At 76.7% G+C, this 24,609-nt stretch carries 22 protein-coding genes; 10 read left to right on the forward strand and 12 right to left on the reverse strand.

All coding sequences use genetic code 11. The annotated features are described in order from the left end of the window. A complete protein-coding gene (locus RTG05_RS21235) occupies nt 1–1,419 on the forward strand; it encodes a dihydrolipoyl dehydrogenase family protein (RefSeq protein ID WP_315912117.1) in 1,419 nt (472 codons plus the stop codon). Here the strand turns inward: RTG05_RS21235 and RTG05_RS21240 are convergent. Continuing rightward, a complete protein-coding gene (locus RTG05_RS21240) occupies nt 1,401–2,027 on the reverse strand; it encodes a CDP-alcohol phosphatidyltransferase family protein (protein WP_166526764.1) in 627 nt (208 codons plus the stop codon). The two genes, RTG05_RS21235 and RTG05_RS21240, sit on opposite strands and share 19 nt — an antisense overlap. A gap of 168 nt (nt 2,028–2,195) precedes the next feature. On the opposite strand from RTG05_RS21240, the gene RTG05_RS21245 reads away from it, so the two are divergent. From RTG05_RS21245 to RTG05_RS21260, 4 genes are read left to right on the forward strand one after another with little or no spacing between them, the layout of a single operon-like run. Further along, on the forward strand, nt 2,196–3,425 hold the full coding sequence (locus tag RTG05_RS21245; protein WP_166526765.1) for an ABC transporter substrate-binding protein: 1,230 nt from the start codon (nt 2,196–2,198) through the stop codon (nt 3,423–3,425). A 37-nt stretch (nt 3,426–3,462) separates the two neighbouring features. Continuing rightward, on the forward strand, nt 3,463–4,302 hold the full coding sequence (locus RTG05_RS21250; protein ID WP_315912118.1) for an ABC transporter permease: 840 nt from the start codon (nt 3,463–3,465) through the stop codon (nt 4,300–4,302). Next, nucleotides 4,293–5,057: an ABC transporter permease gene (locus RTG05_RS21255; protein ID WP_166526766.1), complete on the forward strand. Its 765-nt coding sequence runs from the start codon at nt 4,293–4,295 to the stop codon at nt 5,055–5,057. Before RTG05_RS21250 ends, RTG05_RS21255 begins: the two co-directional genes overlap by 10 nt. Next, a complete protein-coding gene (locus RTG05_RS21260) occupies nt 5,054–6,154 on the forward strand; it encodes an ABC transporter ATP-binding protein (RefSeq protein ID WP_166526767.1) in 1,101 nt (366 codons plus the stop codon). Before RTG05_RS21255 ends, RTG05_RS21260 begins: the two co-directional genes overlap by 4 nt. 67 nt (nt 6,155–6,221) lie before the next feature. On the opposite strand, the gene RTG05_RS21265 is transcribed toward RTG05_RS21260, so the two are convergent. Together RTG05_RS21265 and RTG05_RS21270 are read right to left on the reverse strand one after the other, a co-directional pair. Then, nucleotides 6,222–7,532, reverse strand: coding sequence for an alkaline phosphatase family protein (locus RTG05_RS21265; protein ID WP_208104700.1), 1,311 nt, complete (start codon nt 7,530–7,532; stop codon nt 6,222–6,224). 169 nt (nt 7,533–7,701) lie between these two features. Further along, nucleotides 7,702–9,117 (reverse strand): radical SAM domain-containing protein, encoded by a 1,416-nt coding sequence (locus RTG05_RS21270; RefSeq protein WP_315912119.1) that lies wholly within the window; start codon nt 9,115–9,117, stop codon nt 7,702–7,704. A 95-nt stretch (nt 9,118–9,212) separates the two neighbouring features. Here RTG05_RS21270 and RTG05_RS21275 point away from each other — a divergent pair, with 95 nt between their 5' ends. After that, complete coding sequence (locus RTG05_RS21275) at nt 9,213–10,022, forward strand: MBL fold metallo-hydrolase (RefSeq protein ID WP_166526769.1); 810 nt, start codon at nt 9,213–9,215, stop codon at nt 10,020–10,022. Nucleotides 10,023–10,097: 75 nt separating this feature from the next. Here RTG05_RS21275 and RTG05_RS21280 read toward each other — a convergent pair whose 3' ends face one another. Beyond that, nucleotides 10,098–11,396 (reverse strand): amidohydrolase family protein, encoded by a 1,299-nt coding sequence (locus RTG05_RS21280; RefSeq protein ID WP_166526770.1) that lies wholly within the window; start codon nt 11,394–11,396, stop codon nt 10,098–10,100. 62 nt (nt 11,397–11,458) lie between these two features. On the opposite strand from RTG05_RS21280, the gene RTG05_RS21285 reads away from it, so the two are divergent. The 3 genes from RTG05_RS21285 to RTG05_RS21295 are packed head-to-tail and all read left to right on the forward strand — an operon-like array spanning nt 11,459 to nt 13,448. After that, on the forward strand, nt 11,459–12,109 hold the full coding sequence (locus RTG05_RS21285) for a DedA family protein (RefSeq protein ID WP_166526771.1): 651 nt from the start codon (nt 11,459–11,461) through the stop codon (nt 12,107–12,109). Then, nucleotides 12,106–12,777, forward strand: coding sequence for an HAD-IA family hydrolase (locus RTG05_RS21290; protein WP_166526772.1), 672 nt, complete (start codon nt 12,106–12,108; stop codon nt 12,775–12,777). The genes RTG05_RS21285 and RTG05_RS21290 overlap by 4 nt, the downstream gene beginning before the upstream one ends. 5 nt (nt 12,778–12,782) lie before the next feature. Further along, a complete protein-coding gene (locus RTG05_RS21295) occupies nt 12,783–13,448 on the forward strand; it encodes an alpha/beta hydrolase family protein (RefSeq protein WP_315912120.1) in 666 nt (221 codons plus the stop codon). Here RTG05_RS21295 and RTG05_RS21300 read toward each other — a convergent pair. The 4 genes from RTG05_RS21300 to RTG05_RS21315 all read right to left on the reverse strand — a co-directional run bounded on the left by RTG05_RS21300 (nt 13,417) and on the right by RTG05_RS21315 (nt 18,429). Next, the gene (locus RTG05_RS21300; protein WP_315912121.1) at nt 13,417–14,400 is read right to left on the reverse strand and encodes an SRPBCC family protein; all 984 of its coding nucleotides are present in this window, start codon (nt 14,398–14,400) and stop codon (nt 13,417–13,419) included. The genes RTG05_RS21295 and RTG05_RS21300 overlap by 32 nt on opposite strands. Before the next feature lie 99 nt (nt 14,401–14,499). Beyond that, nucleotides 14,500–15,357: an FAD binding domain-containing protein gene (locus RTG05_RS21305; RefSeq protein WP_166526774.1), complete on the reverse strand. Its 858-nt coding sequence runs from the start codon at nt 15,355–15,357 to the stop codon at nt 14,500–14,502. Nucleotides 15,358–15,385: 28 nt separating this feature from the next. After that, complete coding sequence (locus RTG05_RS21310; protein ID WP_166526775.1) at nt 15,386–17,878, reverse strand: xanthine dehydrogenase family protein molybdopterin-binding subunit; 2,493 nt, start codon at nt 17,876–17,878, stop codon at nt 15,386–15,388. Beyond that, nucleotides 17,875–18,429, reverse strand: coding sequence for a (2Fe-2S)-binding protein (locus tag RTG05_RS21315; RefSeq protein ID WP_166526776.1), 555 nt, complete (start codon nt 18,427–18,429; stop codon nt 17,875–17,877). Before RTG05_RS21315 ends, RTG05_RS21310 begins: the two co-directional genes overlap by 4 nt. A gap of 306 nt (nt 18,430–18,735) precedes the next feature. Between RTG05_RS21315 and RTG05_RS21320 the strand changes: the two genes are divergently transcribed. Further along, on the forward strand, nt 18,736–19,740 hold the full coding sequence (locus tag RTG05_RS21320; RefSeq protein WP_166526777.1) for an ABC transporter substrate-binding protein: 1,005 nt from the start codon (nt 18,736–18,738) through the stop codon (nt 19,738–19,740). A 3-nt stretch (nt 19,741–19,743) separates the two neighbouring features. On the opposite strand, the gene RTG05_RS21325 is transcribed toward RTG05_RS21320, so the two are convergent. The 4 genes from RTG05_RS21325 to RTG05_RS21340 all read right to left on the reverse strand — a co-directional run bounded on the left by RTG05_RS21325 (nt 19,744) and on the right by RTG05_RS21340 (nt 24,604). Beyond that, nucleotides 19,744–20,973 carry an MFS transporter gene (locus RTG05_RS21325; protein WP_166526778.1) on the reverse strand — a complete coding sequence of 410 codons (1,230 nt, stop codon included), beginning with the start codon at nt 20,971–20,973 and terminating at the stop codon, nt 19,744–19,746. 216 nt (nt 20,974–21,189) lie between these two features. Beyond that, nucleotides 21,190–22,512 (reverse strand): GAF domain-containing protein, encoded by a 1,323-nt coding sequence (locus tag RTG05_RS21330; protein WP_166526779.1) that lies wholly within the window; start codon nt 22,510–22,512, stop codon nt 21,190–21,192. Next, a complete protein-coding gene (gene mftF / locus RTG05_RS21335; protein WP_166526780.1) occupies nt 22,509–24,065 on the reverse strand; it encodes a mycofactocin biosynthesis glycosyltransferase MftF in 1,557 nt (518 codons plus the stop codon). Before mftF ends, RTG05_RS21330 begins: the two co-directional genes overlap by 4 nt. Continuing rightward, nucleotides 24,062–24,604, reverse strand: a complete 543-nt coding sequence (locus RTG05_RS21340) for a cysteine hydrolase family protein (RefSeq protein WP_166526781.1) — start codon at nt 24,602–24,604, stop codon at nt 24,062–24,064. The genes mftF and RTG05_RS21340 overlap by 4 nt, the downstream gene beginning before the upstream one ends. Nucleotides 24,605–24,609: the final 5 nt, after the last annotated feature.

Below are 24,609 nucleotides of genomic sequence, written 5' to 3' on the forward strand. Positions count from 1 at the left end.
GTGCGCGGACGACGGGACGACGACGGGGTGGACCTGCTGGTCATCGGCGGCGGGACGGCGGGGATGGTGGGCGCGAAGACCGCTGCGAGCCTCGGTGCCCGCGTGCTGCTGGTCGAGCGCGACCGCACCGGCGGGGACTGCCTGTGGACCGGCTGCGTCCCCTCCAAGGCGCTGCTGGCCGCCGCCGACGCCGCCGCGAGCGCCCGCACCGCCGGCCGGTTCGGCGTGCACGCCGGCGACGTGACCGTCGACTTCGCCGGGGTGCGCGCGCACGTGCGGGCCGCGATCGAGCACATCGCGCCGGTCGACTCCGCCGAGGCGCTGCAGGCCGCCGGCGTCCGGGTCGAGATCGGCGACGCCGTGCTCACCGGACCCGACACGGCCACGGTCGGCGGCCGCACCGTCCGCTTCGGCCGCGCGCTGCTGGCCACCGGCGCCGCCCCCGCGCTCCCGCCGGTCGACGGCCTGGCCGAGGCCGGCCCGCTGACCAGCGAGACGGTGTGGGACGACCTCACCGAGCTGCCGCGGCGGCTGGCCGTCCTCGGTGGCGGCCCGATCGGCTGCGAGCTCGGCCAGGCCTTCGCCCGGCTCGGCTCGGCGGTCACCGTGGTCGACGGCGCCGACCGGCTGCTCAGCAAGGAGCCCGCGGAGGCCGCCGCGATCGTGACGGCGGCGCTGCGCCGCGACGGGGTCACCGTGTGCACCGGCTCCGGCGTCACCGCCGTCCGCGACGGGGCGCTGCAGCTGGCCGACGGCTCCGCCGTCCCGTTCGACCGGCTGCTCGTCGCCGTCGGCCGCACGCCCCGCACCGCGGACCTCGGCTGCCCGGCCGCCGGGGTCGAGCTGCGCGAGGACGGCACCGTGGCGGTCGACGACGCGCTGCGGACGACGAACCCGCGGATCTGGGCCGCCGGCGACCTCACCGGGCACCCGCAGTTCACCCACACCGCCGGCGTCCACGGCAGTCTGGCCGCCACCAACGCGCTGCTCGGGCTGCGCCGCACCGTCGACCCGGTCGTGCCGCGGGTCACCTACACCTCCCCCGAGGTGGCCTCGGTCGGCCTGCCGCCCGAGCGGGGCGCCGCGGTGCGCCGGGTCGGTCACGGACACGTCGACCGGGCGGTCACCGACGGGGAGACCGACGGGTTCACCACGCTGGTGCTCGACCGCCGCCGCCGCGTCGTCGGCGCGACCGCAGTGGGCCCGCGGGCCGGGGAGGTGCTCGGCGAGCTGACCCTCGCCGTCCGCCGGGGGCTGACCACCGCCGACCTGGCCGGCACCACACACGCCTACCCCACCTACAGCGGGGCGGCCTGGGACGCCGCGGTGGACGACGTCCGCGCGCGGCTGGCCGGGCCGGTGCTCGGCCGGGTGCTGCGGGCCGCCGTCCGGCTGCGCGCTCAGCGCAGCGCGCGGTAGCCCGCCCACACCCGGTGCGCGGCGCTGACGCCGACCAGCGCCGCCCAGACCCAGGCGGTGCCCCCGGCGTACGCGGGCAGCAGCAGCCACAGCGCGTGCACGACCACCGTCTCGGTGCCCTCCGCCAGCCCGCCGAGGAAGGACAGCGAGCGGCCGTCGTCGAGCTGCCGGCCGGCCCGCTCCGCGATCGAGGAGAAGGCCAGGAACGCCGCGCCGTTGACGTAGTAGGCGAACAGGACGGCGAGGAACGGCAGCCAGGAGGCGCCGTGACCGGCCGTGGCCCCGACCGCGACACCGACCACGCCGGCGCCGTAGACGACGAAGTCGGCGGTGATGTCGAAGAACCCGCCGGCACCGGCGTCACCCGGGTGTCCGGCCGCCCGGCGCCGCCGGGCCAGCGGGCCGTCCAGGCCGTCGGCCAGCCGGCAGGCCAGCCACAGCACCAGCGCGGGCAGCCACAGCTGCGCCGCGGCCGCCCCGGCGCTGGCCAACCCGAGCACCAGGTTGGCGCCGGTGAGCCGGTCCGGGGTGATCCCGGGGCGGTCCAGCAGGGCGGCCGCGCGGGCCAGGGGCGCGTCCAGCAGCGCGCGGGCGGCGGGGTCGAGCACGGCACCTCCCGGCACGGACGGTCACGACGGGCCTCCGGCGGGCGAGCCCGGGACCGATGGTGCACGATCCAGCGGGGCCGCACCGGGCATCCGCCCCACCCGCCCGGCGCGAACACCCTGCGGCGGCCCGCCCGGCGTCCGCCGTCCCCCGACCGGAAGGCGGGCCCGGTGCCCACAGGACGTCGTCGTTCGATCGCGGCCGGCGCCGCGCTGCTCGCCCTGGCCGGCTGCGCCGCGCCCGCCGCCGAGGCCCCCGTGGCCGCCGACCGGCCGTGGGACGACGTGCTGGCGGAGGCCGACGGGCAGACGGTGGACCTGTGGATGTACGGCGGCGAGGAGGCCGGCAGCGCCTACGTCGACGACGTGCTGGCGCCCGCGGCCGCCGAGCTCGGGGTGACCCTGCGCCGCGTGCCGGTCTCCGACACCGGTGACGCGCTGGACCGCGTGCTGTCCGAGCGGCAGGCCGGGGTGACCGACGGCGAGGTCGACCTGGTGTGGGTCAACGGCGAGAACTACGCCGCCGGGCGGCAGGCCGGCGCCTGGCTGTGCGACTGGGCGCTGGACCTGCCCAACCGGCAGTACACCGACCCCGACGACCCGCTGCTGAGCAGCGACTTCGGCGTCCCGGTGGAGGGCTGCGAGTCGCCCTGGCACAAGGCCCAGTTCACCCTGGTCTACGACTCCGCGCGGGTGCCCGAGCCGCCGACGACGATGGCCGGCGTGCTGGACTGGGCGCAGGCCAACCCGGGCCGGTTCACCTACCCCGCCCCGCCGGACTTCACCGGCTCGGTGTTCGTCCGCCAGGTGCTCACCAGCGTCGTCGGCGGGCCCGGGGAGGTGCCGGTGGAGTTCTCCCAGGAGGCCTACGACGAGTACGCGCCGGCGCTGTTCGACCGGCTGGCCGCGTTGCGGCCGGCGCTGTGGCGCGGCGGGGACACGTACCCGCAGTCACAGCAGGAGCTCGACCGGCTGTTCGCCGACGGGGAGGTCGACATGACGATGACCTACGGGCCGGCCACGCTGGCCGACCTGGTCGCCGACGGCACCTTCCCGGAGACGACACGGGTGCTGACGCTGGAGGAGGGCACCTTCGGCAACGCCAGCTTCCTGGCCCTGCCGTCGACCTCCGGTGACTCCGCCGGCGCGCAGGTCGTCGCCGACCTGGCGCTGAGCCCGGAGCAGCAGGCGGCCAAGGCCGACCCGGGCACCTGGGGGCAGTTCACCGTGCTCGACCTCGGGCTGCTCGAGGAGGCCGACCGGGCCGCGTTCGAGGCCCTGCCCGCGTCCCCCGTCGTGCCGCCGTACGAGGAGCTCTCGGAGAACGCCCAGCCCGAGCTGTCGGCAGACTGGGTGTCACCGCTGGACGAGGGGTGGCGCCGGTCGGTCCTGGCCCCGTGACCGGGGGCCGTGGGCAGGGCGCCGTGAGGACGGTCCCGTGAGCCCCCGGCGGCGGGCGGTGCTGCTCGTGCTGCCCGCCCTGGTGCCGGTGGCCGCCGTGGTCGGTGCGGCGCTGGTCTCCGCCGTCCTGCTCAGCCTGGGCCTGACCCCGCTGGTCGGGCGCCCGGAGCTGTCGCTCTCCGCCTGGCGGGCCGCGGCCGGGGACCTGGGCACGGCGACCCGGCTGTCGCTGGGCATCGCCGCGGCCTCGACCGTCCTCGCCGCCGTCCTCGGGCTGGGCATCGCGCTGTCCGCGACCGCCGCCGTCCGCCGCAGCCGGCTGCTCGGGGCGCTGGCCGCGCTCACCATCCCGGTCCCCCACCTGGTCGGTGCGGCGGCGATGGGGCTGCTGCTGGCCGACTCCGGCGTGCTGGCCCGCTGGCTGGGCGTGTCCCCGGACGCCTGGCCGTCGCTGGTGGGCGGCCCGTGGTGGGTGGCCGTCGTCGCGGAGTACGCGTGGAAGGAGTCGGCGTTCGTCGCGCTGGTGGTGGGCGGTGTGCTGGCCTCGCGGGCGCGCTCCTACGACGAGACGGCGGCGCTGCTGGGGGCCGGCCGGTGGGCGCGGTTCCGGTTCGTGACGCTGCCGCTGGCCGCCCCGGCGCTGGGCGCGGCGTCGGCGGTCACGTTCGTCTACACGCTGGGCTCCTACGAGGTCGCCGCGCTGCTCGGCCGCCCCTACCCCGAGCCGCTGCCGGTGATGGCGGTGCGGCTGGCCGGCTCGATCGACCTGGCCGTGCGCCCGCAGGCGGCCGCGGTGGCGGTGACGACCGCGGTGCTGGCGCTGGCCGCCGTCCTGCTGGCGCTGCGCGCGCTGCGGAGGCTGTCCGCGTGGCACTGAGCGTCCGGGCGGGCCGGGCCGCGCTGGCGGTCTGGCTGCTGCTCCCGCTCGTGCCCCTGGTGCTGTGGGCCGCCGCCGACCGCTGGGCCGCCCCGGCAGTGCTGCCGCAGGCGTGGGGGACGGCGGGGCTGCGCGACGCCGTGGCCGCCGGCGCGGGCCCGGCGTCGGTCCGGTCGACGGTGCTCGGGCTGGTCGTCGCGGCGCTGGCCACCCCGCTGGGCGCGATGGCCGGACGGGCGCTGGCCGGTTCCGGAGTGCCGGCGCGTGGGGCGGTGCTCGGCGCGCTGCTCTCGCCGCTGGTGCTGCCGCCCTTCGCCGTCGCGCTGGGCCTGGACGTGCTGCTGCTGCGCTTGCGGGTGCCCTCGTCGGTCGGGGTGGTCCTGCTGCTCACCGTGGCCGCGCTGCCCTACACGACCGTGCTGATGCGCACCGCCTACGCCGCCCACGACCCCGGCTTCGAGGAGGAAGCGCGCACCCTGGGGGCGACCGCCCGACGGGCGGTGCTCGCCGTGCAGCTGCCCATGCTGGCCCCGGCGCTGGCCGGTGCGGCGTTCCTGGCCTTCCTGGTGGGCTGGAGCGACTACGTCGTCACGTTGCTGGTCGGCGGCGGGCAGCTGGTGACGCTGCCGCTGCTCGTCGCGTCGGCGGCCTCCAGCGTGGGCAACGAGGCGCAGGTGGCCGTGCTGTCGCTGGGCTCGGTGCTGCCGCCGCTGGCGCTGCTGGTGGCGGTCGGGCTGCTCGGACGGCGGCGGTGAGTGCCGCGCTGGACCTGCGGGGGCTGACCCGGGTGCACCCCGGCGGCGCCGCCCCCGCGCTGGACGGCTTCACCCTCGACGTGCCCGCCGGCTCCTGCGTGGCCGTGCTCGGCCCGTCGGGGTCGGGCAAGAGCACGGTGCTGCGGCTGACCGCCGGCCTCGACGAGCCCACCGGCGGCAGCGTGCGCCTGGACGGCCGCGACCTGGCCGGCGTGCCGCCCGAGCGGCGCGGCATGGCGATGGTCTTCCAGCGGCCGCTGCTGTTCCCGCACCTGTCGGTGCGGGACAACGTGGCCTTCGCCGACCGGGTGCGCGGGGTACCGCGGCGACGGGCCCGGGAGCGCGCCGAGGAGTACCTGGGCCTGGTGCAGCTGGCCGGCTACGGCGACCGGCCGGCCCGGGCGCTGTCCGGCGGGCAGGAGCAGCGGGTGGCCCTGGCCCGCGCGCTGGCCGCCGAACCGCGGGTGCTGCTGCTCGACGAGCCGTTCAGCGCCCTGGACACCGCGCTGCGCACCGAGATGCACGACCTGCTGGCCGACCTGCGGCTGCGGCTTGACCCCACCGTGCTGCTGGTCACCCACGACCCGGCCGAGGCCGACGCGCTGGCCGACGCGGTCGCGGTGCTCGACGGCGGCCGGCTGCAGCAGGCCGGGCCGCTGCGCGAGCTGTACGCCCGGCCGGCGTCCCTGGCCGTGAGCCGGCTGCTCGGCGGGCGCACCGAGGTGCCCGGGACGGTACGCGACGGCGTGCACACCTCCGCGCTCGGCGCCCTCGCGCTGCCCGGGCCGGTCCCGGACGGGCCCGGGGTGCTCGTCGTCCGCCCCGAGGTGGTGCGGGTGACCGCGCCGGGTGACCCGGCCGCCGACGTGACGGGCACCGTCGTCCGGGTGCGGCGGCGCGGTCTGCGCGCGCTGGTCGTCGTGCAGGTGCCCGGACCCGGCGGGGTGGCGGTCGAGGCCGAGACCGCCGCCGCCGACGAGCCGCCGGCCGGCCGGCCCGTGGGGCTGGTGCTGCCGGTGACCGCCCGCACGGTGGTGCCGCCGCTGGTGGCCCCGACCCCCGCCGACCCGGCGAGATCGGCGATCTCGCACGGCTGAGCGGCCCTGACCGTGCGAGATCGCCGATCTCGCCGGTGCCGGCCCGGAGCCGGCCAGTGACCGCCGGTCAGGCCGGTGCGGGCACCAGCGGGCCGCGGGTGGTGAAGGCGCCGGTGCGCGCCCGCCCGTCGTAGCCGCCCTCCGGTGCGCCCAGGCCGAACAGCCCGCCGACCGTGGGCGCGACGTCGACGGTGCGGGCGGGGTCGCTCAACACGACCCCGCGGCGCACCGCCGGGTGCCCGCCGGCGACGAGGAACGGGATCGGCTCGGTGACCGGGTGACCGTGGTTGCCCGGCAGCGGGTTGGACCAGGGGTTCTCGTCGCTGAACCGCCAGCCCGGGCGGGCGAAGCAGACCAGGTCGCCGGCCTCGGGACCAAGCGCCAGCCGGTCGGGGGCCTGCACCGACAGCACGCCGGGGTGCGCGCGCACCAGCCGGGTGACCTCGGCCAGCCCGGCCCGCCGCTCCTCCGCCGGGCCGACCCAGTACAGCAGGTCGGCGCCGCCGTTCTGGCCGATGACGATGTTCTCCCGCAGCTCGGGCCGACCGGCCAGCACCCGGGCCACCGAGACGAAGTCGGTGGCGATCGACCAGTCCATCGAGTGGTCGGCCAGCACGACCAGCACCGTGTTCGCCCAGCGCCCGCCGGCCCGCAGCTCGTCGACGTACCGGCCCACCTGCGTGTCGGTGCTCAGCAGCGCGGCGCGGCGGGCGGCCTCCAGCTCCAGCGGCCCGGTCGGGTCGCTGTGGCCCACCCGGTCGACGTCACCGAGGTTGACGAACAGCAGGTGCGGGTCGAACTCGCGGACCATGCTGATCGCGGCGTCCACCGTGAACACGTCAGGGGCGTGGCCGCTGACCGGGACGACGGGGAACGGCTCCCAGCGGTGCGTGGCCCGCGTGCCGAAGATGCCGTACAGGTAGTCCTTGGACAGCACCGTGCCGGTGGTGCGGCCGGTGGCGTTCAGCCGCTCGAGCAGCGTCGGGAAGCGCAGGTCGGTGGGCCGGTCCAGGTCCCGGACGACGCGCTCGGCGCGGTCGTAGACGGCGTTGGCCGGCACGCCGGAGCGGTCCGGGCGCACGCCGGTCATCATCATCACGTGGTTGGGGATGGTCTCCATCACCGGCAACGAGCGCGCCCGGTCGAACCACGCGCCGTCGGCCCGCAGCGCGGCCACCCGCGGCATGAGCAGCGGCGTCACCTCGGCGGGGCTGGTGCCGTCGAGGACGAGGACGTGCACCCGCAGGTCCGGGGTCGCCGCGCAGGCGGGTGCCGTCCCGGCGGCCGAGGAGAGGACGACGGCGGCGCCGGAGGCCAGGCCGACCTGCAGGAACCGGCGGCGGCTCAGGGCGGCGGCCCGGCGGTGCACAGCAGTCACGTGCTCGCCGGTGCCCAGCCCCGCGGCGGTGACACCTCGTGCACGGACAGTTCACCCTGCGTTCGTGGTCCGGCCGGTCGTCGCCCGCCCGTGCCGGCGAGATCGGCGGTCTCGCACGGATGGACGGCCGCAGGCGGGTGAGATCGCCGATCTCGCCGCGGGAGCGGGGTCAGACGACGGTCAGCGGCAGGAGCTTGCGCAGCTGGGCGTTCTCCGCCAGGTCGAGCACCGAGTGCTGCGCGCAGGCCGGCACCAGCTCACCGGTCTCCGGGTGGGCCATGGAGTAGGTGCAGGCCGCCAGCCGCTCCTGGGTGGCCCGCAGCTGCGGGTCCTCGGCGACCTCGCCGCGGCGCATCATGTCCCACGCCGGCCCGACGTGCGCGGCGTCCATGAAGCTGTGCACCTCGAAGGTCATCAGCCCCAGCCGCCCGCGGCGGGCCGCGCCGGCCAGCGCCCGCAGCCCGCCCGCGCGGCGCACCAGGCTGCGCGCCCAGCCGGCCGCGACGGCGGCGTCCCCGGGGTGGTGCCGCAGCACCCGCAGCACCTTGACCGCCAGCAGCGCCGGCGGGGTGTTGCTGAAGGCGATCCCGCCGAAGTGGGCGAAGAAGGCGTCGCGGGCGCGCAGCTCGGCGGGGTGGGCGGGGTCGACGAAGGGGTGCCACCCGCCGTCGGCCAGGAAGCCGAACCCCAGCCGGTTGCACCGGGGGTCGCCGAACTCGATCGCCTGGTACGGCACCGTGCGGCCCAGGCCCTCCTCCAGCCGCGCCCACACCGCGTCGACGTCCACCGCGGTGTAGGACTCCTTCCACCGGCGGTCGTCGCCCACGTGCGCGGCCGGCTGGAAGCTCATCATCGAGTAGCCCATGGGCACCACCGCGCGCACCACCTCGGCCACCTGGTCGAGGTTGGCCGGCGTGACGGTCATGTTGTGCGCCAGGTAGGAGCGCAGGCCGGTCTCGGCGCGCAGGTCGCGGAACATCTGCACGAAGCGCTCCCGGAACGGGTGCAGCTCGGCCTCCGTGCGCGGGCGGACGGCGCCGCGGCGGCCGCGCATGAGGGAGTCGACGTGCGCGGCGAAGCTCACCCGCGGCAGCCGCAGCCGGCCGTCGTCCCCGGTGACCAGGGCGCGCAGGTAGTCGGGGTCGAAGTCGCCGTGGGTCATCGACATCGGCGAGCGGCCGTGCCGGCGCATGGTCAGCAGCGCCTCGGCGTGGTCGTCCGGGGGCAGCAGGGAGACCTCGCCGCCGATCAGCTGGGCGTGCGCGTAGGGCCCGCGGCGTTCCCGCAGGTAGGCCATCTGCGCGTCCACCTCGCGCACGGTGTGCCCGCCGTCCACGCGGACCTTGTTGGCGTCGGCCGAGTGGTAGCACGGGGTGCAGGTCAGGTTGCACTTCGGGAAGACGCCGTGCGTGCCCTCGCAGCCGACCGCGTGCCGGCCCAGGCTCTGCGCCGGCGTGCGCACGTGCTCCGGCAGCGCCGCCCAGCGCTCGGCCAGTGCCCGCTCGGTCTCCGGGTGCACCGGCCGGGTGCGTTCCGCGAGTCGCCGCCACCCCGCCCGCAGGCGCCCGAGCCGTCCGTCCGTCATGGGAGACATCCTCACCGCTGGTGTTCGTCCCGGCCCGACCGAGCGGTTCGGCCGGGACGGCGTGTCCGCCGGGGAAGCGGGGTAGACGGCCCGGCATGGCCGCCCCCGCCCCTGCCGACGACGTCACACTCACCTTCGGCGGGAACGCCACCATGCTGCTGCGGCTGGGCCCCTTCACCCTGCTCACCGACCCGAACTTCCTGCGCCGCGGCCAGCGGGCCTACCTCGGCAAGGGGCTGTGGGCCAAGCGGCTCACCGACCCCGCGCTGCTGCCCGACCAGCTGCCGGCGCTGGACTCGATCCTGCTGTCGCACCTGCACGCCGACCACTGGGACCGCATCGCCACCGCCACCCTGGACCGCGACACCCCGGTGCTCACCACGCCGGCCGCCGCCCAGGCGCTGTCGCGCCGCGGGTTCCGGTCCACCGTCGACCTCACCCCGTGGCAGCGGCACGAGCTGACCCGGGACGGCGCCACGCTGCGGGTCACCTCGGTGCCCGGCGTGCACGGCCCCGGCCCCATGGCGCGGCTGCTGCCGCCGGTGATGGGCAGCGTGCTCGAACTCGTGCGGGACGGCGGGGTCACCTGGCGCGGCTACGTCAGCGGCGACACCGTCTTCAAGCCGTGGCTCGGCGAGGTGCTGCAGCGCTGCGGGCCGCTGGACGTCGTCGTCCCGCACCTGGGCGGCACGAAGGCGCTGGGGTTCACCGTGACCATGGACGGCCGGCAGGGCGCCGACCTGGTCGAGCTGCTCAAGCCGCCGGTGACCGTGCCGGTGCACTACGACGACTACGACCGCTTCGCCTCGCCGCTGGGCGACTTCGTCCGCGAGGTGGCCGCCCGCCGCATCCCCGGTGAGATCCGCGCGGTGACCCGCGGCGAGACGATCTCCCTGCGCTCCTGACCCACCCCCTACCGCCAATATCGCGATAATGGCGGTCCCGGGGCCTTTCGCGCGCGAGAGGCCGCCCGTGGTGCCTCAGCCGGTCGCCAGGCGCCTCGCGCGGGCGGCGACGTCGGCGCGCAGGGCGTCGGCGTCCACCGTCGTGCAGACGCCGTCGCGCACCACCTGCGCACCCCCGACCCAGGTGTCGCGCACCAGCCGCGAGGTGCCCGACCAGACCAGGTGGGTGAGCAGGTCGGCCGGGTCGAGCACCGGCTCGAAGGCGGGGTCGCGGGTGTCGACGTGCACCAGGTCGGCGCGGCGGCCGGCGGCGAGCTGACCGAGGTCCGGGCGGCCGATCGCGTCGGCGGCCGCACCGGTGGCCAGCCAGAACGCCTCGGCCGCGGTCAGCGCGGTGGCCGAGGACTCCCGCAGCCGGGCGAGCTGCGCGGCCAGCCGGACGTCGGCGAGCAGGTCCAGCCCGTCGTTGGACGCCGGCCCGTCGGTGCCCAGCCCGACCCGGATCCCGCGGTCGAGCATCGCCCGCACCGGGGCGGTCCCGCTGGCCAGCTTGGCGTTGCTCGCCGGGCAGTGCGCCACCGCGACGTCGTACTCCCGCCACAGCTGCAGGTCCCCGTCGTCGAGGTGCACGCAGTGCGCGGCGAGCACCCGCCCGCCCAGGACGTCGTGCGCGGCGAGCAGCGCGGGCACCGACAGCCCGTGGGTGGCCAGCAGGTCCGCGCCCTCGCCCGCGGTCTCGGCGACGTGCAGGTGCAGCAGCAGGCCGTGCTCGCGGGCGGCGGCCGCGGCGTCGCGCAGCACCGGCAGCGGCAGCGTGTAGGCCGCGTGCGGGCCGATGCCGTACTCCACGGCGCCGTCGCGGGGTGCGGCCGTGGCCAGGTCGACGGCGGCGGCCAGCTGCTCGGCCAGCGGCGGCATGCCCGGCAGCGGGATGAGCGGGGTGGCGACCACGGCGCGGGCGCCGGTGCGCCCGACGGCGGCGGCGATCCGCTCGGGGGAGAAGTACATCTCCACGCTGGTGGTGACCCCGCCGCGCAGCAGCTCCGCCGACGCCGCGGTCATCGCCACCTCGACGTCGTCGGCGGTCAGCCGGGCCTCCCGCGGCCAGATCACCTCGCGCAGCCAGCGGTCCAGCGCCAGCCCCTCGGCCTGCCCGCGGAACAGCACCATCGGCGCGTGCGAGTGGGTGTTGACCAGCCCCGGCAGCAGCAGCCCCGGGACGGCGACCACCGCGGCGTCGCCGGCGTCCGGCGCGTCGGCGGCCGGGCCGACCCAGCCGATCGTGCCGTCCTCGACGTCGACCACCGCGTCGGGCACGACGGTGCCGGCGCGGTCCCCGACGACGACGGCCCGGGCGGTGAAGCGCTGCCGCATGGGTGGCGAACCTACCCCGGCGCTGCCGGGTGCCCCCCGGACCGCGCCGTTACCGTGGGCGCATGTCGTCCCTCGCCGCCGCAGCCTCCTCGGACTCCGGCGGGATCACCGGCTTCCTGCTCGACCTGGTGGAGCGGCTGGGGCCGGTGGGCGTGGGCCTGTCCATCCTGCTGGAGACGGTGATCCCGCCGATCCCCAGCGAGGCGGTGCTCGGGCTGGCCGGCGTGCTCATCAACGAGGGCCGGATGTCGATCGTCCCGGTCGTCCTCGCCGCGACCCTGGGTTCGGTGCTCGGCGCGATCGTCTTCTACTACGTCGGCCGGGCGCTGGGCCCGCGCCGCTCGCACGCCTTCCTCGACCGGCTGCCGCTGGTGGACACCGAGGACGTCGACCGGACCTTCGCCTGGTTCGAGCGGCACGGGCGCTCGGCGGTGTTCTTCGGCCGGATGGTGCCGCTGGTGCGCAGCTTCATCTCGGTGCCCGCGGGTGTCGTCCGGATGCCGTTCGGCCAGTTCGTGCTCTACACCACCGCCGGCAGCCTGATCTGGAACAGCGTGCTCATCGGTCTCGGGGTGGCCCTGGGCGACGTCGTCACCGAGTACCTGCAGTACTTCGACTACCTCATCTACGCCGGGATCGCGGTCGCCGCCGGCCTGCTGGTCCGCCGCCAGGTGAAGGTCCACCGCGCCAAGGCCGGCCGGGGCCCGGCGTGAGCACGGTGCGGCCGCAGGTGGTCGCCTTCGACGTCAACGAGACGCTGCTGGACCTCGGCCCGGTGCGCGCCGCGCTGGTCGAGGTGGGGCAGCCGGCCGACCTGCTGCCGTCGGTCTTCTCCCGCACGCTGCTGACCGGCTTCGCCGCGGCGACCGCCGGCACCTGGTGCCGCTTCCGGGACGCCTTCGACGCGGCCCTCGCCCAGAGCACCGACCTCGGGGACGCCGACCGGTCCGCGGTGGCCGACGCCTTCCGCGAGCTGGCCCCGCACCCGGACGTCGAGCCCGCGCTGCGCCGGCTGGTCGGGGCCGGCGTGCGGGTGGTGACCCTGACCCACGGCTCCCCCGGCGTCGCCGAGGCCGGCCTGGAGCGCGGCGGGATCGCCCCGCTGGTGGAGCGGTCGCTGTCCAGCGAGGTCATCCGGGCGTGGAAGCCGGCCCGCGAGGTGTACCTGTGGGCGGCCGGCGTGTGCGACGTCGAGCCGGCGCGGGTGGCGCTGGTCGCCGCGCACGGCTGGGACGTGCACGGGGCGCTGCGCGCGGGGCTGACCGCCGCCTGGTTCCCGCGGGCGGAGCGCAGCTACCCGGCGGTCTACGACCCCGCCGCGCTCGTCGCCGCGGACCTCGCCGGCGCGGTCGACGCGCTGCTGGCCCTGCCCGCCCCGTGACGGGGGTGCCGACCCCGCTCGGTCCCGCCCGGGTCACCGCGACCGAGCCGCCCGGCCGGGCCGCCGGCACGCTGGTGCTGGGCCACGGCGCCGGCGGGGGCCTGGGGTCGGTGGACCTGGTCGCGGTCACCGCGGCGGCGGCCGCGGCCGGGTGGCGGGTGCTCGGGGTGGAGCAGCCCTGGCGGGTGGCCGGACGGCGGATCGCCCCGGCGCCGCCCCGGCTGGACGAGGCCTGGACGGCGGTGCTCGCCACGCTGCGGGACGACGGCCGGCTGACCGGCGCGCTGGTGCTCGGCGGGCGCAGCGCCGGGGCCCGGGTGGCCTGCCGGACGGCGGCCGCGCTGGGGGCCGACGGCGTGCTCTGCCTGGCCTTCCCGCTGCACCCGTCGGGCCGCCCGGAGAAGAGCCGCGCCGGCGAGCTGACCGCCGTCGAGCTGCCGCTGGGCGTCGTCCAGGGCGAGCGGGACGCCTCCGGCCGCCCGGAGGACCTGGCCGCGGTGCTCACCGGGCGGCCGGGCGCGTCGCTCTACGCCGTCCCCGGCGACCACGCGCTGTCCCGCGCCCCGGACGTCGTCGCGCTGGCCGCCGTCGACTGGCTGGGCGGGGTCGCCGGGAGACGCCCCGGCGACCCCGCGGACGTCAGCGGCGCCGGCGCCGGACGACCAGCGTGACGACCAGCAGCAGCGCCGCCACCCCGGCCAGCGGCGCGGCGTAGCGCGTCAGCGCCGCCCCACCGGCGACCTCGAGCAGGTCGATCGGCTCGGGCTCCTCCTGCGCGGCAGCCGGCGGCCGGGGGACCTGGGCCACCGGGACCGTCGCGGGCGCGGCGGGTGCGGTGGCCGCGCTGGTCGCGGCGGTCGTGATGGGGCTGGTGTCGGTCGCCCCCGCCGCCGCCGCCGTGCCGGTCGTGATCGGCGCGGTGTCGGTCGCCCGCGGTGCCGTGGCGGCCGCCGGCGCGGTGCCGTTCGCCGCCGCCGGTGCCGCGGCCCGGTCCGCGGTGGCCGCGGCGGACTCCTTGGCCGCCGCCGCGGTCGAGCGCGCCTTCTTCGCCACCGCGTTGTCCCCGGGCAGCTGCTCGGCGGTGGCGGCGACCTCCTCGGCGACGCCGGCCACGGTGGCCGTGGCCTTCTGCGCCGGGCCGGCCGCCGCCGGGGTCGCGGCGGCCGTCGCCCCCGCGTCGCCGGCGCCGAGCTGGGCGGCGAGCTTGTCGGCGAACTGGCCCAGCAGCTTGTTGCCGACGTCGGTCATGACACCGCGGCCGAACTGCGCCGGTCGGCCGGTGATGTTGAGGTCGGTGAGGACGTCGACCCGCGTGGTCTGGCCCTGGGCCTTGAGCTGGGCGGTGATGAGTGCGTTGGCGGTGCCGTTGCCGCGCTGGTCCTTGCCGCGGCCGTCGATCACCGCCCGGTGCGCCGCCTCGTCCTTCTCCACGAAGCTGGCCTTGCCCTGGTAGGTGAGGTTGATCGGGCCGAGCTTGACCTTGACCCGCCCGGTGAAGTCGTCACCCGTGACGGAGTCCAGCGCCGCACCGGGCATGCACGGCGCGATCCGCTCGATGTCCAGCAGCACCCGCCAGGCCTCGTCGATCGGCACGGGGACGGTGAACGAGTTCTCCAACTGCACGGTGCTACCTCCTGGGGGGCGTGGCACGGCCGGTCCGCCCCCGGGTCGAGGGCGGACCGGCCGATGCGGTCGAGCGGCTTCCGGAGCGGGTGATCGACGTTACATCCCCGCGGCCGCGGTGACGGCGCGGCGAGTCAGCACCTGCGCGAGGTGCTCGCGGTAGTCGGCCTGGGCGTTGAGGTCGCTGCTCGGGGACGTCCCCTCCGCCGCCGCCCGCGCCGCCGCGGCGATCGCCTCCGGGCTGGCCTCGGCACCGGCCAGGGCGGCCTCGACCGCGCTGGCCCGCAGCGGCGTCGGACCCATGTTGGTCAGCCCGACCCGCGCCTCGGCGATGTGCCCGTCCTCCCGGCGGACGACCGCGGCCACCGCCACGATCGACCACGCCTGCGCCACCCGGTTGAACTTCTCGTAGCGCACCCCCCACTCACCGGCCAGCTTGGGGACGCGGATCTCCACGAGCAGCTCCCCCTCCTCCAGCGCGGTGGTCAGGTAGTCGACGAAGAACTCCGCCGCCGGCACCGTGCGGCGTCCCCCCGGTCCGGCGAGGACGAAGTCCGCGTCCAGGGCCAGGGCCACCGCCGGCAGGTCGCCGGCCGGGTCGGCGTGCGCCAGGGCGCCCCCGAAGGTGCCCCGGGCGCGGGTCTGCCGGTCGGCCACCGTCTCGGTCGCCTCGGCGATCAGCGGCGCGAACTGCTGCACCAGCGGGTCGCGGATCACGTCGGCGTGGGTGGTCATGGCGCCGATGACGATCGCGTCGCCGTCGTCCCGGACGCCGCGCAGCTCGGCGACACCACCGAGGTCGACCACCGTCTCCGGTGCGGCCAGCCGCAGCCGCATGACCGGGATCAGCGACTGGCCGCCGGCCATGACCTTGACGTCGTCCCCGCCCTCGGCGACGGCCCGCAGGGCCTCCTCGACGGTGGTGGGACGCGCATAACCGAAGGACGCGGGGATCATGGCTTCACTCCAGAGTCGTTGCGGCGGATCACCGGTCACCTCCGAGGGAGGACGCAGGGGTGGACACGCCGGACGTGCTCTCCGTGGAGGCCCCGCCGTAGGCGTTCGTGCCGGCGGTGGCGCGGTCGCCGCCGTCCCCGCCGTCGTGCAGCGCCCGCCAGACCCGCTCCGGGGTCAGCGGCATCCGGATGTCGCGCACCCCCAGGTGCCGGACGGCGTCCAGCGCGGCGTTGACCACCGCCGGGGTGCTGGCGATGCACCCGGCCTCCCCGACGCCCTTCGCGCCGATCGGGTTGCCCGGCGCCTCGTGCACCGTGTTGCCGGTGTCGAAGCTCGGCAGGTCGGCCGCCGAGGGCACCAGGTAGTCGACGAAGGTGCCGGTGGTGAGGTTGCCGTCGGCGTCGTAGACGGCCTCCTCGAACAGCGCCTGGGCGATGCCCTGGGCCAGCCCGCCGTGGATCTGCCCCTCCACGATGAGCGGGTTGACGATCGTGCCGACGTCGTCCACGCAGGCGTACTTGCGGATCCTGACCGCCCCGGTGTCGGTGTCGACCTCCATGGCACAGATGTGCGTGCCGTGCGGGAAGGAGAAGTTCTCCGGGTCGAACGTCGCGTCGGCGTCGATCGAGGGCTCCATGCCGTCGGGCAGGTTGTGCGCCGCGAAGGTGGCCAGCGCGATCTCCTGGATGGCGAGCTCTGCCCCCGGGGTGCCGCGGACGGAGAACTTCCCGTCGGTGAACTGCAGGTCCTCCTCGCTGGCCTCCAGCAGGTGGGCGGCGATCCGGCGGGCCTTGGCGACCACCTTCTCCGCGGCGTTGACCACCGCCGCCCCGCCGACGACCAGCGAGCGGGAGCCGTAGGTGTCCATGCCGCGGGGGGCGACCGAGGTGTCGCCGTGCAGCACCTCGACGTCCTCGAAGGGCACCCCGAGCCGGTCGGCGACCAACTGGCTCCACGCGGTCTCGTGGCCCTGGCCGTGCGGCGTGGACCCGGTGACCACCTCCACCTTGCCGGTGGGCAGCATCCGGATGGAGGCGTGCTCCCACCCGCCGGCGCCGTAGGACAGCGAACCGAGCACCCGGGAGGGCGCCAGGCCGCACATCTCGGTGAAGGTGGAGAAACCGATGCCCAGCTGGACCGGGTTCCCGGACTCCCGGCGGCGCTGCTGCTCGGCGCGCAGCTCGTCGTAGCCGATCAGGTCCAGCGCCTGCTGCGTGGCGGTCTCGTAGTCACCGCTGTCGTAGGTCATCCCGGCCACCGTGGTGAACGGGAACTCCTCGGCCTTGATCCAGTTCTTCCGCCGCAGCTCCAGGGCGTCCATGCCGAGCTCGGCGGCGAGCTCGTCCATGATCCGCTCGATGGCGAAGGTCGCCTCGGGCCGGCCGGCGCCGCGGTAGGCGTCGGTGGGCACCTTGTTGGTGAACACCCCGTCGCACTCGAAGCGGTAGGCCGGGAACTTGTAGATGCCGTTGAACATGAAGGCACCGAGCACCGGGACGCCGGGGCTGACCAGGCGCAGGTAGGCGCCCATGTCGGCGAGGATCCGGCAGCGCAGGCCCTTGACGTTGCCCTCGCGGTCGGCGGCGATGTCGATGTACTGGACCTGGTCGCGCCCGTGGTGGGCGGTCATCAGCGACTCACTGCGGCTCTCGGTCCACTTGACCGGCTTGCCCAGGCGGCGGGCCACCAGCAGGCTGATGACCTCCTCCGGGGTGACCTGCAGCTTGCCGCCGAACCCGCCGCCCACGTCGGGGGCGACCACGCGCAGCTTGTGCTCGGGCACCCCGGTGACCATGGCCAGCATCACGCGCAGGATGTGCGGCACCTGGGTGGCCGACCACATCGTGTAGTTGTCGCCCTGCGGCTGGACGACCACCGAGCGCGGCTCCATGAACGCCGGGATCAGCCGCTGCTGCACGAACCGCCGGCTCACCACGACCTCGGCATCGGCGAAGGCCTGGTCGGTGTCGGTCCCGGTGCCGGCCTCCCCGCCGTCGAAGACGAAGTGGAAGCTGCGGTTGGACTCCAGGTGGTCGTGGGTGAGCGCGGCGCCCTCGGCGACCGCCTCCTCCATGTCCAGCACCGGGGTCAGCACGTCGTAGTCGACGTCCACCAGCTCGACGGCGTCCTGCGCGGCGGCCTTGCTGCGCGCCACGATCACCGCGACGGCCTCGCCGACGTGGTTGACCTCGTCCACCGCGATCGAGGGGTGGCCCGGGTTGACCATGTCGGGGGTGACCGGCCACGCGCAGGGCAGCGAGCCCTGCTCGTCGGCCACGTCGCGGCCGGTGAGCACGGTGACCACGCCCGGCGCCTCCTGCGCGGCGCTGACGTCGATGGCGGTGATCTTCGCGTGTGCCACGGGGCTGCGGACGACGGCCAGGTGCAGCATGCCGGGCAGGACCATGTTGTCGGTCCACGTCGTCGCGCCGGTGATCAGCCGGGCGTCCTCCTTGCGACGGCGGGCCTTGCCGACCTCGCGCTCCGGCGCCTGCGCCGGGCGGTCCTCGACGGCGGTCATGCCTGCCCCACCACGTGCGGCGCGGCGGCGGTGTCGACCTCGGCCGGGGCGGCGTGGGTGGGTCGGGCGGACCCGTTGCCCTGGGTGCGCATCTCGCCGGCGGCCTGCTGGACCGCGCGGACGATGTTCTGGTAACCGGTGCAGCGGCAGAGGTTGCCCTCGATGCCCTCGCGGATCTCGTGCTCGCTCGGGTCGGGGTTCTCGTTCAGCAGGTCGACCGAGGCCATGATCATCCCCGGCGTGCAGAACCCGCACTGCAGGCCGTGCATCTCGTGGAACGCCCGCTGCATCGGGTGCAGGTCGCCGCCCTGCGGCGTGAGCCCCTCGATGGTGGTGACCTCGCCGCCGTCGCTCTGCACGGCCAGCACGGTGCAGGACTTCACCGCGACGCCGTCCAGGTGGACGGTGCAGGAGCCGCAGTTGCTGGTGTCGCAGCCGACGACGGTGCCCACCTTGCCGAGCTGCTCCCTCAGGTAGTGCACCAGCAGGGTCCGGGGTTCGACGTCGTCGGTGTACGTCACCCCGTCCACCCGCACGTTGATCTGGGTCACGGTTCCTCCGCTCCTCCGCAGGGTGTGGGCCGCGGGCACACGGCCCCGCCTGGTGCGGATCCTCGCGACCGACACGTGACTTAGGCCACGCTTACCTACTCCGGGCTGGCGTCGTCCGGCCCGCAGTCGCGGCTCCACTCGGGGTGAAGCCCCGCACCAGCAGCAGTCTCGCCGATACACGATCCGCGGGTGCGGAGAGTGGGCAACGTTGCAGCCGGGTTGCACGGACGGGTTCGCGGAGACCCGGGGAGGACCGCTCCAGGGACACGTAGTTAGGTGAGCCTGTCCTGCTCTGGAGGTACGTCCATGTCCGTCCACCCGTCCCTGCGCGGCGCCGCCCTGCTCGTCGCCACCGTCCTGGTCGCCGGCTGCGGCTCCGCCGACACCACGTCCTCCGGGGGGACCGGCGCGACCGGTGACGCCCCGTCCGGCTCCGGGGGGTTCCCGGTGACCGTCGAGACGGCGTTCGGCGCCGTCGAGGTGCCCGAGGAGCCCCAGCGGGTGGTCGCCCTCGGATGGTCGGACGCCGAGACCGCGCTGGCGCTGGGTGTCCAGCCGGTCGGCGCCAGCGACTGGCTGGCCTTCGGCGGCGAGGGCGTCGGCCCCTGGGCGGAGGGTCGCTACGACGAGGCCCCGGAGCTCATCGAGACGCTGGAGCCCAGCCTGGAGGCGGTCGCCGCGCTGGACCCGGACCTCATCCTGGACACCCGCTCCCCCGCCACCCAGGAGCGCCACGACGCGCTCAGCCGGATCGCCTCGACGATCGGCCAGCCCGAGGGGGTGGGCGCCTACCAGACGACCTGGCAGCAGCAGCTGGAGCTGGTCGGCCGGGCGCTGGGCCGGGAGCAGGAGGCCGCGGACCTTCGGGCCGAGGTCGAGCAGCAGTTCAGCGAGGCCGCCGAGGCCAACCCGGGGTTCGCGGGCACCGAGGTCGCCGTCGGCGCCTACACCTCCGAGGGCTTCAGCGCCTACGTCAGCGGGGACCCCCGCGTGGACTTCATGGAGACCCTGGGCTTCGTCAACTCACCGGCCGTCCAGGACCTCGCCGGCGAGAGCTTCGCCGTGTCGCTCAGCGAGGAGCAGGTGCCGCTGCTGGACGCGCCGCTGACCGTCGTCTTCCCGATCTTCGTCGACGCCGCGCAGATCACCGGCAACCCGCTGTGGCAGTCGCTGCCCGCGGTGCAGGAGGGCAACGCGCTGGTGCTGGAGGACCAGACGCTGTCCAACGCCTTCTCCAGCGGCTCGGCCCTCGGTACGCAGTACGCGTTGGACAACGCCGTCCCGCTGTTCGCCGAGACGCTGGCTCCCTAGGGGTCAGCCGGCCGGTGCGGGCGCCGTCCGCACCGGCCCGGCCCGGCGGTCCCGCCGGCGCAGCAGCGCCGACGCGGCCAGCGCGACCAGCCCGACCGCGGCCAGCCCCGTCCCGACGGCGGCCGGGGCGGTCCAGCCCAGCCCTGCCGCGATCACCACGCCGCCGACCCACGCCCCCAGCGCGTTGGCCGCGTTCAGCGCGGAGTGGTTGAGCGCGGCGCCGAGCATCTGCGCGTCGCCGGCGACCTCCATCAGCCGCAGCTGCAGGGTCACGACCAGCACCGAGGCGGTGCCGGACAGCAGGAACAGCGTGACCAGCAGCGCCGGGGCCCGACCGCCGACCAGTGCCACGACCGCCAGCAGCCCACCCAGGGTGACCATCGCGCCGACCAGCGAGCGGAACAGCGCGACGTCGGCGAGCCGGCCGCCGAGCACGGTCCCCAGCACGCCGCCCACCCCGAAGATCAGCAGCACCCACGGCACCGCGCCGCGCGGCAGCCCGGCCTCCTCGGTGGTGAGCGGGGCGATGTAGCTGTAGACGGCGAACACGCCGCCGAAGCCGACCGTGGCCACCAGCAGGGTCAGCAGCACCTGCGGACGGCGCAGCGCGGCCAGCTCGGTGGCGACGGTGACCTCGCTGCGGCCGGGCGTCGCCGGGACGAGCGCCAGGACCGCCGCCACGGTGGCCGCGGCCAGCACGACGACCGCCCAGTAGGCCGCCCGCCAGCCCAGCGTCTGCCCGAGCCAGGTCGCCGCGGGGACACCGGCCACGGTCGCCACGGCCAGGCCGAGCATCACCGAGCTGACCGCCCGCCCGCGCAACTCGGCGCGGACCAGCGAGGCGGCCACCAGCGAGGCCACCCCGAAGTAGGCACCGTGCGGCAGGCCGCTGACGAACCGGGCGAGCAGCAGCGAGGTGTGGCCGGCGGCCAGCGCGCTGCCCAGGTTGCCGAGCAGGAAGGCCGCCATGAGCGCCACCAGCAGCCCTCGGCGGGGCAGCCGGGCACCGAGCGCGGCGATGACCGGGGCGCCCACCACCACGCCCAGCGCGTAGGCGGAGATGACCTGCCCGGCGGTGGGGATGTCGACGCCCACGCCGGCGGCGATCTCGGGGAGCACGCCCATCGTCACGAACTCGGTGGTGCCGATGGCGAAGCCGCCGAGGGCGAGGGCGAGGACGGCGGCGACGACCCGCCGGGTACCGGTCGTGGCGACATCGGGCGGTGCGGTCACGTGGGAGGAGCAAGGCGGCCGGGTCAGGTCACATTCCCGGTGACCTGCCGGCACGGCCACGGCCCCGTCCAGAGGCTCGCCGCGAGCCCGGTGACGTGCTGGCACGGCCACGGCCCCGTCCAGAGGCTCGCCGCGAGCTCGGTGACGTGCTGGAACGGCCACCCTGCAGGGTCCCGCGCCGAGCCTGCGAGGCGTGGGGGGCAGGGTGGTCCTTCTTCAGTGCAGGCGCAGCGGTCCGCGCGGGCTGCGGCGCAGCCGGTGCAGGTGGGCGGCGACGACCGGGCGGTTGGGCGCGCCGGGCGGCAGCGCGTCCAGGCAGGCCTGCCACACGGCGACGTCGTCCTGGCACTCGGGCAGCCGCGTGTAGCGCAGCAGCAGCTCCGGGCGGCGGGCGGCGAGCACCGCGTGCCGCAGCGCGGTGCTGAGCCGGTGCCGGGCGGCGACCACCCCGGGGGCCGATGAGCGGGGCAGGAGGGCGCCGGGGTAGCGCTCCAGGGCCGGGCCGACGGCGCCGCGGGCCAGCAGCCGGCGCACCTGGTCCAGGTCGGTCTCCAGCGGGCCGGTCAGCCGGTAGGGGCGGGAGCCGAGCAGCTGGACGCCGACCAGCCGGCGCAGCCGGGACAGCTCGGCCCGGACTGTGACCGCCGCGGCGTCGCCGGCGTGCAGCTCGACGGCCAGCTGCTCGGCGGTGCGTCCCCCGCCGTCGGTCGCCGCCTCGGCCAGGAGCAGCAGCAGCTCGGAGTGGCGCAGGGACAGCTCCGCGGAGCCCGACGGCAGCACCAGCCGGGCGCGGTCGCGGCCGAGCACCGCCAGCCGCGGCGCCGGGCGGGCGGCGGGCCCGGGGGCCGGGCGGGCGGCGTCCTCCCGGTGCAGCCAGCGCAGCTCGGCCTCCACCGCGGCCACGGTGGCCCGCACCAGGGTGAGCACCTGCGGGCTGGCCACGTGGTCGCCGCCGGTGACGTCGATGGCGCCGAGCAGCACGCCGGTGACCGGGTGGTGCACCGGTGCGGCCGAGCAGCTCCACGGTTGCACCGGGCGCCGGTAGTGCTCGCTGCCGTAGATCTGCACGGCGTGGTCGAGGGCCAGCGCGGTGCCCGGGGCGTTGGTGCCGGCGACCTCCTCCGCCCACCGCGCTCCCTCGACGAAGTGCATCGTCTCCGCCCGGCGGCGCAGCGCGGCGTCCCCCTCGACCCACAGCATCCGGCCGTCGGCGTCGGTGACCGCGACGATCATCCGGTCGGCCTCGGCGTCCTGGACGAGCAGCCGGCGGATCACCGGCAGCACCGCGGCCAGCGGGTGCGCGGCGCGGTGGGCCAGCAGGTCGTCGTCGAGCAGGTCGACCGGCGGGGCGGCGCCGTCGGGGTCCACACCGCCGGCCAGGCTGCGCCGCCAGGACTCCCACACGACGGCGCGGACGGCGTCCGGTGTGGCGCGCTCGGAGCGGGTGACCAGTGCCTCGTGCGCGGCGCGCAGCCGCCGGGGGAGCGCGGGGTCGGGCCGGCCGTCGGGCAGCGCGATCCAGGGGTTGACCGACGTCACGGTGTCGTCCGCGGGCTCGGGTCCATCGTGCGCCCATCGTGACCGCTCGCCGTCGATTGCACCAGTGACCCGGTCGTGCGCAACCGTCCCGGTGCGAGGGGCATCGGGGCAGGTCGGGCGGGCAGCAGCGCGCGGGCGTCGCGGGCGCGCAGCGCGCCCCACCACAGGCCGGCGCCGTAGGCGAGGTCCTCGAGCCGGCGGCCGGCGGCGAAGCGCAGCGGGCCGACCCGCGCGCGGTGCGGCCACCAGGCCAGGACGGCGTCGGCGACGGCGGCCGCGACGGCCAGCCGGCGGGCGCGGCGGGACACCGCGGCGGCGGCCAGCGCGAGCGGCCAGTGGTGCCGGGTGACGCTGCGCGCCATCGTCCGTCCCGCCGCGGCGCTGCCCCGCACCACCAGCAGCGCGGCCAGCCCGACCGGCGGCCGCCCGCCGGGACGGGCCAGCCGGGGCGCCAGCCGGCCGGTGGCCCCGGCGAGCACCCCGGCTGCGGCCAGCACGCCGGGGCGGCGGCCGGTCAGCACCAGCGCCCAGGCCGCCGCCGTCCACGGGGAGAGCACCACCGGGGCGACCACGGGGCCGTGCCGGGCGGCCAGCAGCGCGGCACCGGTGCCGTAGAAGGCGCGGCGGCGCAGCCACGCCCCCGTCGCCGACCGGTGGTCGTGGGCGACGGCGGCCGACGGCTCGTAACGCACCCGCCAGCCGGCCGCGACCAGCCGCCACACCAGGTCGACGTCCTCGGCGACCGGCATCGACTCGTCGAACCCGTCACCCAGCGCCGCGCGGCGGGCCAGCAGGGCCGCGCTGGGCAGGTAAGACACCGCCGTCCCGGGGGCGACGGGAGCGGGGTCCGGCCCCATGTCCAGTGCGCTCACCGCGGCCTCGTACGGCACCACCCAGCCCCCGGCGCGCGGGTCCAGCGGCACGACCCGCGGGGCGACCAGCGCCAGCCGCGGGTCGGCGGTGTGCCCGGCCAGCGGCACCGTCCAGCCCGGCAGCGGCACGCAGTCGGAGTCGAGGAACGCGACCAGGTCGCTGCCGGCCGCCCGCAGGCCGGCGTTGCGGGCCGCGGCCGGGCCGCGGGCGGTCGGGTGCCGCAGCACCCGGGCGCCGTGCCGGGTGGCGATCCCCGCCACGGCGGCGGCGTCGGCCGACCCGTCGTCGACCACGAGCACCGGGACGCCGGCGGTGTCCGGGTCGGCGCGCAGCGCGGCCAGCAGCCGGGTCAGCCCGGCCGGGCGGTCCCGCACCGGCACCACGACGGTGAGGTCGGTCGTCGCGCCGGCGCCGGGCTCCGGGTGGGCCAGGTCCGGGTGGGCGAGGCCGGCGTCCAGCAGCCGGGCGGCCAGCGCGGCGGTGGTCGCGTCGGTGACCACCAGCCGGTCGGCGCGCAGCAGGTCGCGGGCCCGCGGCCGCAGCCGGACCAGCCGCAGGGGGGAGCCGCCGAGCAGCGCCGTCCCGCCGTCCCGGCGCCGGACGCGTGGGTCCAGGCGGACGGCGGTGCCGTCGGGCAGCCGGTCGGGCGGGGGGACGGCGACGCGCGGCCCGCCGGTCACCCCGCGGCCAGGACCTCGGCGGTGGTCGCGACCTCCACCAGCGGGGCGTAGCAGCCGAGGATGCGCATGGTGTCGTCGTGGGCCTGGTCGTCCGCGCCAGCACACGCGTCGGACACCACCCGCACCCGCACGCCGGCGTCCGCGGCGGGCAGCACGGTGGACAGCACGCAGCAGTCGGTGGCCACCCCGGCGACGGTGACCGGGCCCTCGCCGACCAGCGCGGCGACCTCGGGGACCCACTTGCCGAAGGTGGGCGCGTCGACGACGGGGGAGGCGCCCGGGTCCTCGGCGAGCTGGAACAGCGGGATGGCGTGCGGCTGGGTGAAGTGGTCGTACTTGGCGTAGTAGTCGGCCCACGCGCCGGTCGGCTCCTCGGGGACGACGAAGCGGGTGAAGACGACGCGGTCGCCGAACGCCGCGACCAGGGAGCGGACGCGCGGGCGGATCTCGTCGAACCGGGGCGTCGTCCACGGCGAGCCGCGGTCGCGGAAGACCTCCTGGTAGTCGACGACGACCAGCCAGCCGGGCGGGCTCCCCATGCGCC

Origin of the sequence: Geodermatophilus sp. DSM 44513 (genome assembly GCF_032460525.1) — a bacterium.
Lineage (GTDB): Bacteria > Actinomycetota > Actinomycetes > Mycobacteriales > Geodermatophilaceae > Geodermatophilus.

What these genes read in the sequence shown, in the direction of transcription:
- RTG05_RS21275 (WP_166526769.1), top strand. Translation starts at nt 9,213, where the DNA reads ATGGCCGCCCCCGCCCCTGCCGACGACGTCACACTCACCTTCGGCGGG.
- RTG05_RS21305 (WP_166526774.1), bottom strand. Translation starts at nt 15,357, where the DNA reads ATGATCCCCGCGTCCTTCGGTTATGCGCGTCCCACCACCGTCGAGGAG.
- RTG05_RS21320 (WP_166526777.1), top strand. Translation starts at nt 18,736, where the DNA reads ATGTCCGTCCACCCGTCCCTGCGCGGCGCCGCCCTGCTCGTCGCCACC.
- RTG05_RS21280 (WP_166526770.1), bottom strand. Translation starts at nt 11,396, where the DNA reads ATGCGGCAGCGCTTCACCGCCCGGGCCGTCGTCGTCGGGGACCGCGCC.
- RTG05_RS21285 (WP_166526771.1), top strand. Translation starts at nt 11,459, where the DNA reads ATGTCGTCCCTCGCCGCCGCAGCCTCCTCGGACTCCGGCGGGATCACC.
- RTG05_RS21340 (WP_166526781.1), bottom strand. Translation starts at nt 24,604, where the DNA reads ATGGGGAGCCCGCCCGGCTGGCTGGTCGTCGTCGACTACCAGGAGGTC.
- RTG05_RS21270 (WP_315912119.1), bottom strand. Translation starts at nt 9,117, where the DNA reads ATGACGGACGGACGGCTCGGGCGCCTGCGGGCGGGGTGGCGGCGACTC.
- RTG05_RS21310 (WP_166526775.1), bottom strand. Translation starts at nt 17,878, where the DNA reads ATGACCGCCGTCGAGGACCGCCCGGCGCAGGCGCCGGAGCGCGAGGTC.